Origin of the sequence: Chryseobacterium sp. BLS98, assembly GCF_001045445.1 — a bacterium.
Taxonomy (GTDB): Bacteria; Bacteroidota; Bacteroidia; order Flavobacteriales; family Weeksellaceae; genus Chryseobacterium.
Genome location: NZ_LFNF01000002.1, coordinates 1,015,118 through 1,031,436, shown reverse-complemented (window position 1 = coordinate 1,031,436; position 16,319 = coordinate 1,015,118). Strand labels below are relative to the sequence as shown.

At 37.8% G+C, this 16,319-nt stretch carries 12 protein-coding genes; 8 read left to right on the top strand and 4 right to left on the bottom strand.

Annotation, left to right across the window (positions count from 1 at the left end; genetic code table 11):
- Positions 1 to 63: 63 nt before the first annotated feature.
- The gene (locus ACM40_RS09680; RefSeq protein ID WP_048502590.1) at positions 64 to 1,119 is read left to right on the top strand and encodes a Gfo/Idh/MocA family oxidoreductase; all 1,056 of its coding nucleotides are present in this window, start codon (positions 64 to 66) and stop codon (positions 1,117 to 1,119) included.
- A gap of 121 nt (positions 1,120 to 1,240) precedes the next feature.
- Here the strand turns inward: ACM40_RS09680 and ACM40_RS09675 are convergent, their stop codons facing one another.
- Complete coding sequence (locus ACM40_RS09675) at positions 1,241 to 3,130, bottom strand: ABC-F family ATP-binding cassette domain-containing protein (RefSeq protein WP_048502589.1); 1,890 nt, start codon at positions 3,128 to 3,130, stop codon at positions 1,241 to 1,243.
- A gap of 293 nt (positions 3,131 to 3,423) precedes the next feature.
- Between ACM40_RS09675 and ACM40_RS09670 the strand changes: the two genes are divergently transcribed.
- Positions 3,424 to 5,070, top strand: a complete 1,647-nt coding sequence (locus tag ACM40_RS09670; protein ID WP_048502588.1) for an alpha/beta fold hydrolase — start codon at positions 3,424 to 3,426, stop codon at positions 5,068 to 5,070.
- Between the two features lie 90 nt (positions 5,071 to 5,160).
- On the opposite strand, the gene ACM40_RS09665 is transcribed toward ACM40_RS09670, so the two are convergent.
- Complete coding sequence (locus ACM40_RS09665) at positions 5,161 to 6,024, bottom strand: glycoside hydrolase family 25 protein (protein WP_048502587.1); 864 nt, start codon at positions 6,022 to 6,024, stop codon at positions 5,161 to 5,163.
- A 65-nt stretch (positions 6,025 to 6,089) separates the two neighbouring features.
- Here ACM40_RS09665 and ACM40_RS09660 point away from each other — a divergent pair, with 65 nt between their 5' ends.
- The 5 genes from ACM40_RS09660 (at position 6,090) to deoC (ending at position 10,572) form a co-directional block, all read left to right on the top strand.
- Positions 6,090 to 7,352 carry an NAD(P)/FAD-dependent oxidoreductase gene (locus ACM40_RS09660; RefSeq protein ID WP_048502586.1) on the top strand — a complete coding sequence of 421 codons (1,263 nt, stop codon included), beginning with the start codon at positions 6,090 to 6,092 and terminating at the stop codon, positions 7,350 to 7,352.
- A complete protein-coding gene (gene trmD, locus ACM40_RS09655; RefSeq protein ID WP_048502585.1) occupies positions 7,349 to 8,020 on the top strand; it encodes a tRNA (guanosine(37)-N1)-methyltransferase TrmD in 672 nt (223 codons plus the stop codon). The genes ACM40_RS09660 and trmD overlap by 4 nt, the downstream gene beginning before the upstream one ends.
- Positions 8,021 to 8,396: 376 nt before the next feature.
- Positions 8,397 to 9,338: an endonuclease/exonuclease/phosphatase family protein gene (locus tag ACM40_RS09650; protein WP_048502584.1), complete on the top strand. Its 942-nt coding sequence runs from the start codon at positions 8,397 to 8,399 to the stop codon at positions 9,336 to 9,338.
- A gap of 14 nt (positions 9,339 to 9,352) precedes the next feature.
- Positions 9,353 to 9,823: an Lrp/AsnC ligand binding domain-containing protein gene (locus tag ACM40_RS09645; RefSeq protein WP_048502583.1), complete on the top strand. Its 471-nt coding sequence runs from the start codon at positions 9,353 to 9,355 to the stop codon at positions 9,821 to 9,823.
- 2 nt (positions 9,824 to 9,825) lie between these two features.
- A complete protein-coding gene (deoC, locus tag ACM40_RS09640) occupies positions 9,826 to 10,572 on the top strand; it encodes a deoxyribose-phosphate aldolase (protein ID WP_048502582.1) in 747 nt (248 codons plus the stop codon).
- A gap of 39 nt (positions 10,573 to 10,611) precedes the next feature.
- Here deoC and dusB read toward each other — a convergent pair whose 3' ends face one another.
- Together dusB and ACM40_RS09630 are read right to left on the bottom strand one after the other, a co-directional pair.
- A complete protein-coding gene (gene dusB, locus ACM40_RS09635) occupies positions 10,612 to 11,607 on the bottom strand; it encodes a tRNA dihydrouridine synthase DusB (protein ID WP_048502581.1) in 996 nt (331 codons plus the stop codon).
- A 184-nt stretch (positions 11,608 to 11,791) separates the two neighbouring features.
- Entirely contained in the window at positions 11,792 to 14,983 is a 3,192-nt protein-coding gene (locus tag ACM40_RS09630; RefSeq protein ID WP_048502580.1) for a hypothetical protein, read from the bottom strand.
- 334 nt (positions 14,984 to 15,317) lie between these two features.
- Here ACM40_RS09630 and ACM40_RS09625 point away from each other — a divergent pair, with 334 nt between their 5' ends.
- The gene (locus ACM40_RS09625) at positions 15,318 to 16,265 is read left to right on the top strand and encodes a T9SS type A sorting domain-containing protein (RefSeq protein WP_048502579.1); all 948 of its coding nucleotides are present in this window, start codon (positions 15,318 to 15,320) and stop codon (positions 16,263 to 16,265) included.
- Positions 16,266 to 16,319 lie beyond the last annotated feature (54 nt).

Genomic DNA, 16,319 nt, shown 5'->3' with positions numbered 1-16,319 from the left:
ACTGATTTTTTCTAAAGCTTTCTAACTGCAGATTATTGAATATATTTGTTAAAAATTATACATATGCAATTGGTAAAAGCAGGACTTTGTGCCTTTGGAATGAGCGGTAAAGTATTTCATGCCCCTTTTTTAAAAGAGCATCCCGGATTTTTTATAGCAGCTATAGTAGAGAGAAGCAAAGAAGAATCAAAAGAAAAATATCCGGAAGCTACCATTTACCGTTCGGTAGAAGAGATGCTTCAGAATGCAGATATTGAGCTGGTGATCATCAATACGCCTGTACAAACCCATTATGAATATGCAAAAATGGCACTGGAAGCAGGAAAAAACATCATTGTTGAGAAACCGTTTACGGTTAGTGTTTCAGAAGCAGAAGAACTGGTTGAGCTTGCAGAACAAAAAGGACTGTTTTTAAGTGTTTACCAAAACAGAAGATTCGACCGTGATTTTCTGCAGGTTCATAAAATATTGAACGATGGAAAATTAGGCAAAATAAAAGAAGCAGAGATCCGTTTCGACAGATTCCGTACCACACCCAGCGGAAAACAGCATAAAGAAAATCCGCAGCAGACAGGTTCGGGATCTCTTCATGATCTTGGAGCTCACCTAGTGGATCAGGCGGTACAGTATTTTGGATATCCTGAGAAACTTTTTGCCGATGTCTTTTCCATGAAAGGAGAAGAATACGCAAACGATTATTTTGAAATTTTGCTGTACTATAAAAATAACCTGAGAGTGAGACTGAAATCATCTGTTTTCACCAAAGAAGCCCATTATGCGTATGCCATTCACGGGGAGAAAGGGAGTTTTCTTCAGGAGCGAACTGATAATCAGGAAAACGAACTGGTAGCTGGAGCAATACCGGTCTATGGTACAGAATGGACAGAGCCTTTACAAGGAACAGACGGCATTTTAAATTTCTTAAATGAAAATTCAGAAACCGAAAGAATCCTTACTTCCAGTGAGGCTGGGAATTATATGAATTACTACCAGCAGATCTATGAATATATCGTTTTTGGGTATGCGTTGCCGTCCCAGGGAAGGGAAGTGGTTCAGAACATGAAAATCATTGATGCATCCCTGGAGAGTTCGAAAGAAGGGAAAATAGTGTATTTATAAGGTAGGAGAGTTTGAGGGTTTGAGAGTGGGAGAGTTTTAGAGCTTTAAATAAAGTATTTTTTCTAAAACGCTATAACACATTAACGCTACAACACTCCTACTCTCAAACCCGCTCACTCAATTATATTTCCTGAAGCTCCAGCCATCTCATCTCATATTCTTCGAGCTTTTCAGAAACAGCTTCCAGTTCGGCAGAAAGTTTGGCCACTTTTTCATAATCCGTTTCATTATTAAGCTGATCCATGATCTTAGAACGCTGCTGTTCCAGTTCAGGCATTTCTTTTTCTATCGTTTCAAGTTCCCTTTGTTCTTTAAAGGACATTTTTCTTTTTTTTGAAGAAACCGGAGAAGCTTCAGGAGTTGCAATGATTTCTTTAACGGGTTCCGGTTTGGAAACAGTATTTTTCTCCAAAGCATCCTCGCGGCTTTTCGCTTCTCTGTATTCTGAGAAATTGCCTACAAAATCTTTAATCTTTCCATTTCCTTCAAAAGCCAGGATATGGTCTACAATTCTGTCCATGAAATATCTGTCGTGCGACACAATAATCAGCGAGCCCTGAAATTGCTGAAGGAAATTTTCAAGAACAGTCAGTGTCGGAAGGTCAAGATCATTCGTAGGTTCGTCAAAGATCAGGAAATTAGGATTCTGATAAAGAATATACATCAGGTGCAGCCTTCTTTTCTCTCCACCGGATAGTTTTGAAATAGGAGAATACTGCGTCTGGTCGTCAAACAGGAAGAGCCTTAAAAACTGGGATGCAGAAAGGCTTTTTCCGTTGGCAAGAGGATAAAATTCTGCAATTTCCTTGATGAAATCTATAACTCGCTCATCTTCTTTATATTTCAATCCCTTTTGTGAAAAATATCCGAAAGAGATGGTTTCTCCTGTTTCAATCTCTCCTTTGTCAAATTTTTCATAACCCTGGATGATATTGAGTAATGTAGATTTTCCAACTCCGTTTTTGCCTACGATTCCCACTTTTTCTCCACGCTGGAACTGATAACTGAAATCTTTCAATAATACTTTATCTCCGAAACTTTTATCAATATTTTTCAGTTCGAGGATTTTATTCCCCAGACGTTTCATTTCAAAATCCAATTCAAGTCCCTGTTTCCGGGTGTCGGTTTTAGCTACTTTTTCAGTTTCGTAGAAAGCATCAATCCTGCTTTTTGATTTTGTAGTACGTGCTTTAGGTTGTCTGCGCATCCACTCCAGTTCCTTTCTGTAAAGGTTATTCGCCTTGTCAATGGTTGCACTCATATTATCTTCACGGATCATTTTATTTTCCAGGTATGTTGCATAAGATCCGTTATGAAGATAAAGATTCTGATCTTCCATTTCCCAGATAATATCACAGACACTGTCTAAGAAATAACGGTCGTGGGTTACCAGCAGCAAAGTTATTTTTGCTTTGGTCAGATAATTTTCAAGCCATTCTACCATTTCCACATCCAGGTGGTTGGTAGGCTCATCCATAATAAGAAGCGTATGCTTATGTTCCGCTCTGGTTTCGGTTAAAAGCTTTGCCAGGGCAACACGTTTTACCTGACCTCCGGACAGGGTTCCCATTTTGGCATCAAGATCCGTAATCTTCAGCTGGGAAAGGATTTGCTTCATTTCGTTTTCCAGATCCCAGGCCTTGTGAGCTTCCATATCGTTCAGGGCTTTTTCAATAAAAGCATCATCTGTTGAATGAAGGGATTTATGGTAATTTTTAAGAGCAAGGATCGGTTCAGAATCCAAAGTCATCATAAACTCATTAATCGTAAGCTCCGGGTTGTAGTCGATCTCCTGATCAAACAGGACTACCTGAATATCTTTATTAATCACCACAGTACCGCTGTCTGCAATTTCTTTCCCCATTAATATTTTCAGCAGGGTCGATTTTCCGCTTCCGTTTTTGGCAACAATAGCTATTTTATCCCCTTCATTGATGTGAAAAGAGATGTCTTTAAACAAAACTTTGATACCGTAAGATTTAGTAAGATTTTCTGCAGAAACGTAATTCATTGGAATATAAGAGTTTGATATTGATTTTGAATCGAACTGCAAAAATACGAAAATGTAACTAGAATAGTTTTAAAGAATATCTAACTAAATTCAGGAAAAAACATTTAAGAAAAGTCTAATACCTATTTTTTAGAGATCAACATGTATTTAAATTAGATATTAAATGTTTTTTAGAAATATTCTCACAGTCAGGTGATTTTTTACAATAAATTTAACTAAACAACTTTAAAATTTAATAAGATATTGGGAGTATTCAAGGAATGAAATAAAGAATTTTGCACCAAACTGATCCCATGAAAAAATTCAATATTTTATTCTTAGTTTTTGCGGCATATTCCTTTAATGCACAGGTAATTTCCGGAACTGTGATTTCCAAAAACGAAAACCAGCCGGTTCCTTATGTGAAGATTGGCGTAGAAAAAGAAAATGCAGGTACGGTTTCCGATGAAAAAGGAAATTTTACCATTGACCTTTCCGGGTTCAACCCTTCACAGAAGGTCAGAATTGAAGTTCCAGGCTATGAACCTTACTCTGAAACAGTACAAAATCTCAGACAACAGGACCGAAGGCAAATATTTTTAAATGAAAAAGTTAAAAATATCAATGAAGTTAATATCAAAGTAAAAAAACTGATTGATAAAAACTGGGGAGTAAATACGAAAACGAAAAGTGTTATCTATTTGGTAAATCCTAAGTTGAAAAAAGAAGATTTTCTTGGTGAAACAGCTCTGGAATTTAATGCCAGCAAAAGATCAAAGATTAAAAATATCAACCTGAATATTGCAAGCTACACCTCGGACAGGCCTGTAGTGATGAGGTACAGTATTTACACGGAAAAAAACGGTTTCCCTGATCAAAATATCCTGGATGAGGAAATAACAGTGGAACTCACACAGGATATGATCAAAAATGGAACTTATACATTGGATGTTAATGATCACAACATTTGGGTACAGGGGAAATTCTTTATTGGAATTCAGTTCCTGAAAGAATTTGACGGTATGGTCAGGATCAGTGCGGCACTGTTCAGGACAGGTTTTATTAGGAAGTTTTACGGGGACTGGCAGAAAATGACACTGGCAGCACCGGCAATTAACATCGATGTAAAAATGGATAAATCAGCAAAAAATGTCAAGGATGAAACAGCTGCATTGGGAGATGATCTTGAAGGCCTGGTTTCTGATGTTTCGAAATATAATATAGAATCCGGCAATTCTATTTACGGAAAAAATGATGCTTCAGGTGCTTATCTTCCCTTAAAGGATACCAGGCTGTACTACGAAGTTTATGGAGAAGGGGAGCCGCTTTTTCTTCTTCATGGGAACTCAGGAAGCATAAAGGATTTTTATCAGCAGATTCCGGTTCTGTCCAAAAAGTTCAGGGTAATAGCTATTGATACAAGGGGACAGGGCAAAAGTGTTGATACATCCGAAAAATCTTTTACTTATACCCAATTTGCAGATGACGTAAAAGCGCTTGCAGATAAGCTGGAACTTAAAAAAATAAATATTGCCGGCTGGAGCGATGGCGGAATTACAGGACTTGAATTTGCGCTGAAGTATCCGGAAAATTGTAACAAAGTAATTGCTATCGGGGCCAATGCTTTCCCTGAGGGAGTTGATGAAAGGCTTGTTTCCCATATGAAAAATCAGCTTTTAGTACTGGATATAGAAAATCAGCCTGAAAAATTCAATGAAAGAAGACTGGTGGAAATTATGCTGAACGAACCCCACATCAGCAAAAAAGATCTCAGCAAAATTAAAAGCTCAGTTCTGGTTATTGCCGGAGATAGAGATGTGATCAGACAGGATCATACGGAAATGATCGCAGAACAAATACCCAATGCCACATTTAAGATCTATAAAGATGCAACCCACATGATTCCCTTTGAAAATGCAGATGAGCTGAATGAAGATATAGTGAAGTTTTTAGAAAAGTAAAGGGGGTGAATAGGCTAAAAAGGTAAATGGCAAAAAAATAAATTGAAGGTTAGTATAATCAACCATCATTTATCAATCATCATTCATCATTTAATCCAGCGTCAGCCTCTTCAAAGACCAGGAGCTTCCGTTGTAAATATCGAGATCCACTTTGGTATTGATCCCGTGAACGATCCCGTTTTCCGTGAACTGCCAGAAATCCCATTGGTCATCAGGAGTAGGAGAGGGCACATCATTGTAATTGGCCAGCCATAGCGGATAGTCATCAAATTCCCCTTTCAGGAAATCTTTATAATAATGATAATAAGTATAGATAATCGGTTTTTCCCCATACGTTTCCTCTACGATTTTGCACCATACTTTCAGGTCTTCTACAAGCTTTTTATTGGTCTTCCTTTTTGGGATTTTTTCAATATCGAGGATGGGCGGAAGATCACCGCTTTCCAGCTTTACATTAGCTAAAAAATTATTAGCCTGGATCACAGGATCCTCATCGGCCCTGTAAAAATGATAGGCTCCGCGAATCAGATTATGCTTTTGGGATTTCACCCAGAATTCATCAAAATGTTTGTCTGCATTCCTGTTTCCCATCGTAGCACGCATCACCACAAATTCCAGGGGAATTGTTTTGTTTCCAATGCTCAGGCTGTCCCATTTTATATCTTCCTTATTCTGATAATGGGAAACGTCGAAACCATAGGTTTTATCGAGATTAGCTGTCAGGATTTTCTGTATTCTGGCTGTTTCCAGTCCAGTGTTATGCAGCTTTTTATGGTTAAATTTATTAAAATACAGCGCATAGTAATAGCTCACGGACTGCTTCAGATAAAATCCCGTTCCTATCAGGGCCAGAATTAAGATACCCAATATCATTTTCCGTCGGAAAAAATAATTCTTCCGGCGGTTCTCATGTACTTTTTTGGCAGTTTTTTTGGTGTACTTTTTTGGTGTCATAAAGTTTTGCAAAACTAACTTATTTCACTACTAAATGCTAAATAAAATCAGTAAATTTGTGTACTATGGAAACACGCGAAAAGATCATCATTATCGGAGGAGGATTTGCGGGGCTGCAGCTTGCAAAAACATTAAATGGTAAGAACAAAAAGGTCATTGTTCTGGACCGGGTGAACCATCATATGTTTCAGCCGCTTTTTTATCAGGTTGCCTGCGGGAGGATAGAGCCTTCCAATATTTCCTTTCCTTTCCGAAAGATTTTTCAGCAATCCAGGAACACACAGTTTCGTCTTACTGAAGTAAAAGAGATTGATCCTGTTAATAATAAAGTGATTACAGACGAAGCCGAGTTTACCTATGATAAACTGGTGATCGCTACGGGATGTAAAACCAATTTCTTTGGAAACAAGGACATGGAATCAAGAGCTTTCGGGATGAAAAATACCCAGGAAGCAATAAGCATCAGGAATCATGTGCTGATGACCTTTGAAAAACTCATTCTCGAAAAAAGCAGAAGCGATGACGGAAACTGGAATATTGTTATTGTAGGAAGCGGACCTACCGGTGTAGAGCTGGCAGGAGCTTTTGCAGAAATGAAAAAAGAAATTCTTCCGAGGGATTATCCCTATATGAATTTTGACCAGCTTAAGATTATTCTGGTAAGCTCCACAGAAAAACCGCTTGCTGTAATGAGCAGTGAAGCACAGGAAAAATCTGAAAAATACCTTAAAGACCTGGGAGTGACCTTTATGAGTGGAGAGGTGGTTACCGAATATGACGGTGATAAAGTGCACACCAAAAGCGGGAAAAGCATTCCTTCCAATAATGTGATCTGGGCGGCAGGCGTTACCGGAAATGTAATTGCCGGATTTCCCGCAGAAAAATTAGTTAAGAACAGATATATAGTAGATAGATATAATAAAATAAAAGGTTACGACAATATTTATGCAATAGGAGATATTGCCTATATGGAAACCCAGAAGTATCCGCAGGGACATCCTCAGGTAGCCAACGTAGCCATTAATCAAGCAAAAAATTTAGGTAAGAATTTTCTGAAGAAGAATGCCAGTGAATGGATAGAATATGAATACAAGGATAAGGGCTCACTGGCAACCATTGGAAAGCACAGAGCTGTGGTAGATCTTCCGTTTATCAAATTCCAGGGATTCCTGGCGTGGTATTTCTGGATGTTCCTGCATCTGATGCTGATTTTGAGTGTAAGAAATAAGCTTGCAGTTTTTTTCAACTGGATGTGGAGCTATTTCAATAAAGACTCTTCTTTACGATTAATTATTTCGCCTAATAAGAAAAACAGTACTTTACAATGAGAATTGATATTATAAGCGTACTTCCCGAATTAATGGAAAGCCCGTTTCAGACTTCTATTTTAAGAAGGGCAATGGATAAAGGTTTGGTGGAAGTTCATTTCCACCACCTGAGAGACTGGGCTGTCAACAAGCACAGGCAGATTGATGATGAACCTTATGGGGGCGGAGCGGGAATGGTGATGATGATAGAGCCGCTGGATAAATGTATCTCTGAGCTTAAATCGCAGAGAACATATGATGAAGTTATTTATCTGACCCCGGACGGAGTTACCCTTAACCAAAAAATAGCCAATACATTATCCATAAAAAATAACCTGATCTTTCTTTGTGGTCATTACAAAGGCATCGATCAGCGCGTTCGTGATCTTCATATTACCAAAGAAATTTCAATTGGCGATTATGTACTTACGGGAGGAGAGCTGGCAGCGTGTGTCCTGGCGGACTCTGTAATAAGATTGCTTCCGGGAGTTTTGAATGATGAACAGAGTGCCCTTACAGACAGCTTCCAGGACGATCTTCTTTCACCCCCTATTTATACAAGACCGGAGGTTTACAAAGGTTTGGAGGTGCCGAAAGTTTTACTGAGCGGAAATTTTGCCCGGATTGAAGAATGGCGCCATGATGAAGCTGTAAGAATTACCCAGGAAAAACGTCCCGATTTGCTTTAAAATAATAACCGAAAACTGTTAAAAAAAGTATTCTTTTTTTCATTCTTAAGAGATTTTGCAAATAAAAAAGAATAAAAATCAGTATTCATCTAAAATAAGTTAAAATTATTAGTTGTATTTTATTTCATCTTTATTTTTTTTCTTATTAATTTAGTATGTATATATTGTTTTGATTTTATTTTTTGCGGTGATAATTTTAATTACTTAATAATTTTGTTTTATAAAGACGTTTTTATTGATGTTTTTTATTAATTCTTACCTATTGCTTGCATAATATTAACCTGAAAATAGTATAAATTAATTAATGAAGTTTGAAAAAAAATAATAAATTTACAACGAAAAAGAAATTGATAATTTTAAGATAGCAATTTTGCAGATGGAGATGTTCTCTTTTTATAATGTTGAAAATTTATTTTTGCCAGATCCCAAACCTGTTCACAGATTAGACCCTACAAAGTCCGGCTTGAAAAATTGGGATGAAAAAAGATATAGAAACAAGCTTTTTAAAATTTCACATGTTTTTCAGCTGATGAAGGAGGAAAATGGAACACTTCCATTTTTAATTGGACTTTCTGAAGTTTCCGGAAGGAAAGTTTTGGAAGATCTTGTAGAAATGGCACCTTTTAATTCCGAATATGGGATTGTACACTACAATTCTATGGACGAAAGAAAGGTAGATGTAGCCATGTTATATCATAAAGATAAAGTGGAAATAATGGATTCAGAAACCATTACTTTCTTCTTTGAAATTATAAATAGAAAAAACACAGAGAATTACGACACAACCAGGGACGTATTGTTTTCTAAAGTTAAATATAAAGGAACTGTTATTAATGTTTTTATCGCCCACCTTCCCTCTAAGCGAGAAAAAGATGTTAATAAGCCCAAAAGAGACTTTATACTTAATGAGATCCATGGAAGGATTTTGAAAATAGTAAGTAACGAAAAGGAACATGTAATATTGTGTGGTGATTTTAACGAAAACCCCGATGATGAAAATTTAGTAAAAATTCTCTACGATAACAATCATGAGAAGGTATTGGTAAACCCTTTTCAGGAACTGTTTCAAACAAGAAATTATTCTACTTTTCATTATAAGTCAGGACTGTTGTATGATCAGATAATCATGTCAAAATCCCTTTTTGCCCGTGATGGTTTGAGTTTTCAGAGTGCCCATATTTTTAATTCTGAAAAAATCAGCAGCCAGATGAGAAATTTTGAAGGGCGTCCCTTCCGAACCTATGCCGGTACACGGTATTTAGGCGGATACAGCGACCACTTTCCGGTTTTTGTGAAATTTGAAGAGACAAAAACATAAATATAAAGTAGAAAATGAAAAATTCAAGTAACACAAGTTATCATTTAGACTCGATTGACAAGGAAATCATTTACATGCTGATGGATAATGCTAAAACATCTTTAGCCCACATTTCAAAGAATGTTGGAATATCCACAACAGCAGTACATCAAAGGATTAAAAAGCTCGAGCACGCGGGAGTTATCGAAAACTCAATTTCATTTCTTAACCCTAAAAAAATAGGCTATAAGGTAATTTCGTACATCGGAATGTTTTTAGACCAGCCCAGTCATTACCCGGATGTCGTAAAATCTCTCAGGGATGTAAATGAGGTAGTAGAAGCTCATTATACAACAGGAAATTATACCATATTCCTAAAAGTACTTTGTAAAGATAATGACCATCTGATGCAGATTCTGAGCAAACTTCAGAAGCTGAAAGGAGTGACAAGAACAGAAACTTTCATATCTTTGGAACAAGGTATTTACAGACAACTGAAAGTATAAAGATTATGAACATTGCCCGATATTTGGATTCAACCTATCTGAAAACGCCTGCACAGTCAGGTATTTCAGACGAAGAAACATTACAATTAGATAGAAAACTTGTGCAGGAAGCCATAGATAATGGTATTTTTGCCGTAATGATCCGTCCGGATTATGTAGCGGATATCAAAAAGTATATTCAGGAAAGACATTCAGATGTCGTGGTAGGAACCGTAATAGGCTTTCATGAAGGAACTTATTCTGTTGAAGAAAAACTCGCCGAAGCTTCCAAAGCCATTGAAGACGGGGCAGATGAACTGGATTTTGTGATTAATTACAATGCTTATCTTAACGGAAACCTTGAGCTGGTAAAAAATGAGTTTGTACAGTGTACAAAACTTGCCCTTCAGCATCACAAGGTTGCCAAATGGATTATTGAGATTGCTGCGCTGACGGATGATCAGATTGCAGATCTTACCAAAAATATCTCCAACTGGTCACAGGAACATTTCTCCGAAAATGATTTCCCGAATATTTTTGTGAAATCTTCTACGGGATTTTACCAGACGGAAGGCGGTAAACCGAATGGTGCTACTTTTGAAGGCATACGGATTATGCTGGATAATGCAGGAAAACTTCCTGTAAAAGCAGCCGGAGGAGTAAGAACGCCAGAAGATGCTGAAAAAATGATCAGCATGGGAGTTAAAAGGATTGGAACCTCTTCAGCCTTAGGTCTGATAAGGAACGAATCTTCATCAGGAGGATATTAAAAACATAAAAAAACCATCAGATATGATGGTTTTTTATATTTATACTTGTGTCTGGTATTCTTCGTAAAACTGTTGGGTCTCTTTAATCAGCACATCCATTTCTTCTAAAGTAAAGACCTCAAGGAATTTTTTTCTGAATTCTTTAAAATGTGGAACACCACGGAAATAATTGCTGTAATGCTGTCTCATTTCAATAAGACCTAGTTTTTCTCCCTTCCATTCCGCACTCCATTCCGCATGCTGGCGTACAGCAAGTAAACGGTCTGCAATAGCAGGCTCAGGAAGATGCTCTCCTGTTTCGAAAAAATGTTTGATCTCATTGAAGATCCATGGATATCCAATGGCTGCACGGCCGATCATAATACCGTCGCATGCATACTTCTGTTTGTATTCAAGAGCCTTTTCCGGAGAATCAATATCGCCGTTTCCAAAGATAGGAATCTCAATATTTGGATTTTGCTTAATTCTGGAAATGTGTTCCCAGTCTGCTTCTCCCTTGTACATCTGCGCACGGGTTCTTGCGTGTATTGTTAAAGCTTTGATGCCTGTCTCCTGTAAACGTTCTGCCACTTCATCTATATTGATGCTGGTGCTGTCCCAGCCCAAACGGGTTTTAACCGTCACTGGCAAATGGGTAGAGCTTACTACAGCTTTGGTAAGGCGTACCATAAGGTCAATATCCTTAAGAACTCCTGCACCTGCTCCTTTACACACAACTTTTTTTACAGGGCACCCAAAATTAATGTCAACCAGATCAGGGTTCACAGTCTCTACAATTCTTGCGGACATTGCCATTGCTTCTTCATCGCCACCGAAAATCTGGATACCGACTGGTCTTTCATAATCGAAAATATCAAGCTTCTTACGGCTTTTTATCGCATCACGAATCAAGCCTTCAGAAGAAATAAATTCTGAGTACATCAGATCTGCTCCATGCATTTTGCACAGGCGTCTGAACGGAGGATCACTTACATCTTCCATCGGAGCCAGCAAAAGCGGAAATTCCGGCAGTTCTATATTGCCTATTTTTACCATGCTGCAAATTTACGAAATTATAAACATTTGAGAATATGATAATTTCTATGGTGAAAATAGAGTGGTGGAAGTGATACTAGACATCAGATTTCAGACATCAGATTTCAGATTTTTAAGGTAGTCAATTTTGCCGGTTTCATACTCCAACGCTTTACCCCTCCAACTCTACAACATTCTCATTCTACTAGAAACTCGCCTTTACCTGCATACTTCCGATATGGATGGTGCGGTCTCCGGAATTTCTTCCCTCATAATTTAAGTTGAGCTGAAGGAAAGAATTGATCGCCTGCTGGATGAAAACACTCCATACCTGGTTTTTCCCTGGTTTAAGTCCGTCGAGCATCTGGTTTCCTACAATGCTGAAATTGTTTCCCGTAAAATCGTTATTAATGAAAGAAAAATTCCCTCTGATTGAAGTTTTTTTGCGCTCCCACTGGATGGTTCCGGTAACATCAAATGCTTTTAGCAGTTCTTCGCCATCTATTCTTTTTTTCTGACGGTATGCGGAGGAAAGTTCTGCCTGAATAGCATCTGTAAACTTATAGGTTGCTTTCGGCTTTGTTTCGAAATTATTCAGCCGGTAATCTCTTGTGGCAAATAATTGGGATGAATTTTTAAGATCATGGATCGAATTTTCCCAGTCAACCCTGAACTCCTTATTAAACCAATAACCGATATTAATGAAATGCGAAACCTGCTCGCGCTCCTCGTTACTGAAATTGGCATTGATGAGGTTATCGTTGGTGATAAAACGGTAATTTCCGTTCCAGCCTGATTTTTCAGTAGGATTAAACTGTACGGAAGCTAAAATGTTCTGGTTTTTTAAAATCTGGTCACTGTTTTTTTCAAAAGGGTTCAGAACAAGAACTTTATCTTTTTTATAGAATGAGTTTTGTGAATTTAATGAAACATTGAAATTCCAGCGCTTTAAAAAAGCGTTTTCGGAATTGAAAACAATGGAAGGATTCACGAATAATGCCAGCTGGATTTTATTTTTGTTTGAAGGAATGTACCGCACGGAATTCGTGTAAATTCTGATATACTGCGCCAGATCAGAATATTCTGCAATTTCAAATTCGTCCAGCTGCTGGACCCCATCTCCGTTATAATCGGTCCATTTATAAACACCTTGCCCGTCCGTTACCTTAAGATATTGGAATTCTCTTTGAGCTTCCTGCCCGTTTCCAAGCTCGTAAAATGCCTGCAGGCGCATCCCGTTTCTGAATAACTGCTGGTTATACAGGATATTTCCGACAACAAAGTCATTGTTTCGGGTCATGTCTGCCTCATCATTCTGATAAAAGAATTTTCTGTAATGCACCAAAGCATTCAAAGTCGTTCTTTCCGTTTTAATCAGCTGGCTTTCTGCCATAATTCCGAGGATATTATTCATGCTTTCCAGCCTGTTATTCCGTACGGAATCGTTATCTCTCATATATACTTTTGCAAGAAGCTTGGTACGGGTACTGTCGCCAATCTTTTTCTGAACAAAAATTTCTTTCCAGCTGAAGCTGGTGACATCCATGAGCTGCGTATCATTATACTTTTTCTCATTGTGTTCCATGCTTCCTCCAACGGCCCAGCTTCCTTTTTTACCGGTAAATTCCGTAGAGACACCACCTCTTATAAATTTAGTGTCCTGCAACGTAGCATTGGTATTAAGATAGGATAAGTTTCCTTTTGTAAAGAACTTTCCGGTGATCCAGCTGAAATCAAGATCGTTCTTCATTCCTTTATAGCTGTCTTGCTCGTCCAGGTAATTGATGCGGTAATTCAAGGTGGATTTATTGTTCCATTTGTTTAAGAAGCTGAAAATAAATCTGTTTTGGGTTCTCTGGCTGAACTCCTGAGCCAGGTTGAAATCTCTCGAAAATTCCACATCATTGATGCGGTCCAGAATATGAAACTGTTTGTCGATGTATTGATATTCGAAGCTTGGAGTTCCTTTCCAGTTGCTTTTTGTAAAGCTTTTATTTCCGAAAATACGCCATGCATATCCCATGTTCTGAGCTGCATCTTTTGATGAAAATAAATTCAGATCATAATTGCTCAGTGAGAAATCGGCTCCGATTTTTCCATCTTTTAAAAGATACTCGGAATTTACGGAATATACCTGAGATTTTTGAGGTGAAGGAAGCTTTCTCACGGCTTTATAATCTCCCATATTGTTTCCGACATACTCAAATACACGGCCGTTATTGGTGGTTTGCGTAATTTTATAATCTCCCTGATTGACCCCAAAATAAGTGAAAGAAACCTGGTAAAGTGTTTCGTTCTGATCTGTTGAAAATTCATAAAAATTTCCGGCCGGGTTTAAACGGTACAGGATTTTATTGACATCGTAAGGAGTCACCACCCCTGAAGGGGCATACATCAAATTCGGATCATTACCTGCCTCAGCAAGAATTTGTTCATCTTCTTTGGAAAGATTTAAGGAAAGGGGAGCATTTTTATTGTCATTTTCCATGAACCAGTTCAATCCTACTTTAAACTTTTCCCTTTGATGCTCCAGTTTTCCGGTAAACAGATACCTGGAATAGTTTCTGTTCGTATAATTATAGGAGATAGTGATGAAATTCTGCTGAAAAATCGGGCGGAAACTGGTAAACGTTACCTCTCCGGTATTATAGTTAATGATATAATCCTGGTTTTCTCCACGCTTCATCAGGATACCGTCGATAAATACCTGCTCGGAACCTGAAATCAGAGTGATAAACTGTTCTCCGTTTTTCCCCGTCAGACGATAAGGTCCCTGGTTGCCTTCAACCCCCTGGAAGCGGACCCTGTGAAATTCACTTCGTGCCACACCCATGGAAACATCTACAAAAGTTTTATTATCCTTTCCGAATTCGGTCTGGAATTCAAGACCCATGCTCCTTCTCTGGAATTTTGCAAAATAGTTCTTGGATTCTACAAGATCAAGATGTCCTGCCCTGAGGATCGATTTGTCCTTAATATTCAGCTGCATATAGATCTTATCAAACTCTTCCAGGGTTTGGGTGTAACCGTCAGCCTGAATAGGAAGATTGTGATCCGAAATACTTGCCAGAATAGTCACATCTTTCGAAAGCCGACCTGATATCTGGAGATCCATAGAACTCTGCACAGATTGCCCTTGATTGTTACCAAATGTAATTCCCCGGATAATGGAACCTTTAGAGTTCAGTTCTCCTAAAAATCTTTTCTTGTCATTCTTAACCAGTACGGCTTCATCTACGATTATTTTGTTATTGGTTTTTACAAAATCCATCGTATCCTTAGCAAAAATATCCTGCTCAAATCTTGCTGCCAGGATGCTGTCCTTTTTGATGCTGTCTTCCGGAATATTTGGGTTTTTCCACGAAAATATCTGCGCATGGGCCGAAAATATGCCCATGACAAACAAACCGATCAGAAGAAAAAAATTCCGCAAGCCTTTCAAAATAATTCGTAAAAATAACTAAAAATTGTTAATGGAGAGGGGTTAATCATTATTAACAGAAAATTAATTTAAATATTATAAAACCTTAAATTTAATTTATTAAAAGGAATTTTAATTATCATAAATCTTCATAAAGGGATTTATGATATAATCGGAAATATCAATGGTAATGAGGCTTCTAAGTGAATAGTAAAAAACAACTTTAATTAATTGTTAATTATGTATAATCACTTTAATAGAGTGGTGTTTTTTTTTGTACTTTTATCCCATAAATTTAAAACCTTTTATAATGAAAAAAATCTTTACTATTTTGGGAATAGCGTCTGCTATTAGTTTTGTAAATGCACAAACTACTGTACTTACAGATAATTTTAATTATACAGGAGCCCTTACTGCAAACGGGTGGGTTGCGCATAGCGGAACTACGGGTACGCTTATGGCGAATGGAAGTGTGGTTAATTTAGTAGCAGGAAATGCAGAAGATGCAAATAAAGCATTTTCTACTCCTTACACTATGGCTGCCGGTATTGTTAATAAAGCTGATTATTCTGCTACAATTAATGTTGCAAGTGCAACGGGACTTACTACAACTGGAGATTATTTCTTAATGTTTGGCGGTACAGCAGGTACATCTGTAACATTTTTTTACGGAAGACTTTATATTAAAGGAAGTGCAACAGGATATACACTTGGAATTTTAAATAACTCCGGAGGTACTGCAACTCCTACTTATGGTACTGAAATTCCTTACGGTACTCCTGCAAATATTACGGTTACTTATACTGTTGATAATAGCGTAACCCCTTCAACTAATGTAGGAACATTATTGATCAATTCACAACCATTATTGTCGAATAGTACGGGTACATCTGCCGCTGCAACTCAATTGGCTTCTGTGGCAATTAGACAGGCAGGGTCTGCTACTTCAGGAACGGGGAATATCAGTATTGATAATCTGATTGCAAGAACATATGCTTCAACGACACTGGCTGTTGCAGATATCAAAAATGCAAAATCAGGAAACTTCGTAAAAAATACTTTCGTTAAAAGCGACGAGATCACTTTCGGAGCTGATGTGAAAGATGTAAAAGTGTACAACATGTTCGGACAGGTAGTGAAGTCTGCTTCTGTAAAAGAAAACGGAACTGTAAATGTTGCTGAGTTATCGAAAGGTAACTATATCGTTACAGGAACTGTAAATAACGAGCCTGTATCTCAGAAGATCTTAAAAGACTAATTTTAGTTTCTTTATTAATAAAAGCCCGGGCCATTTCGAAGAAATGGCCCGGGC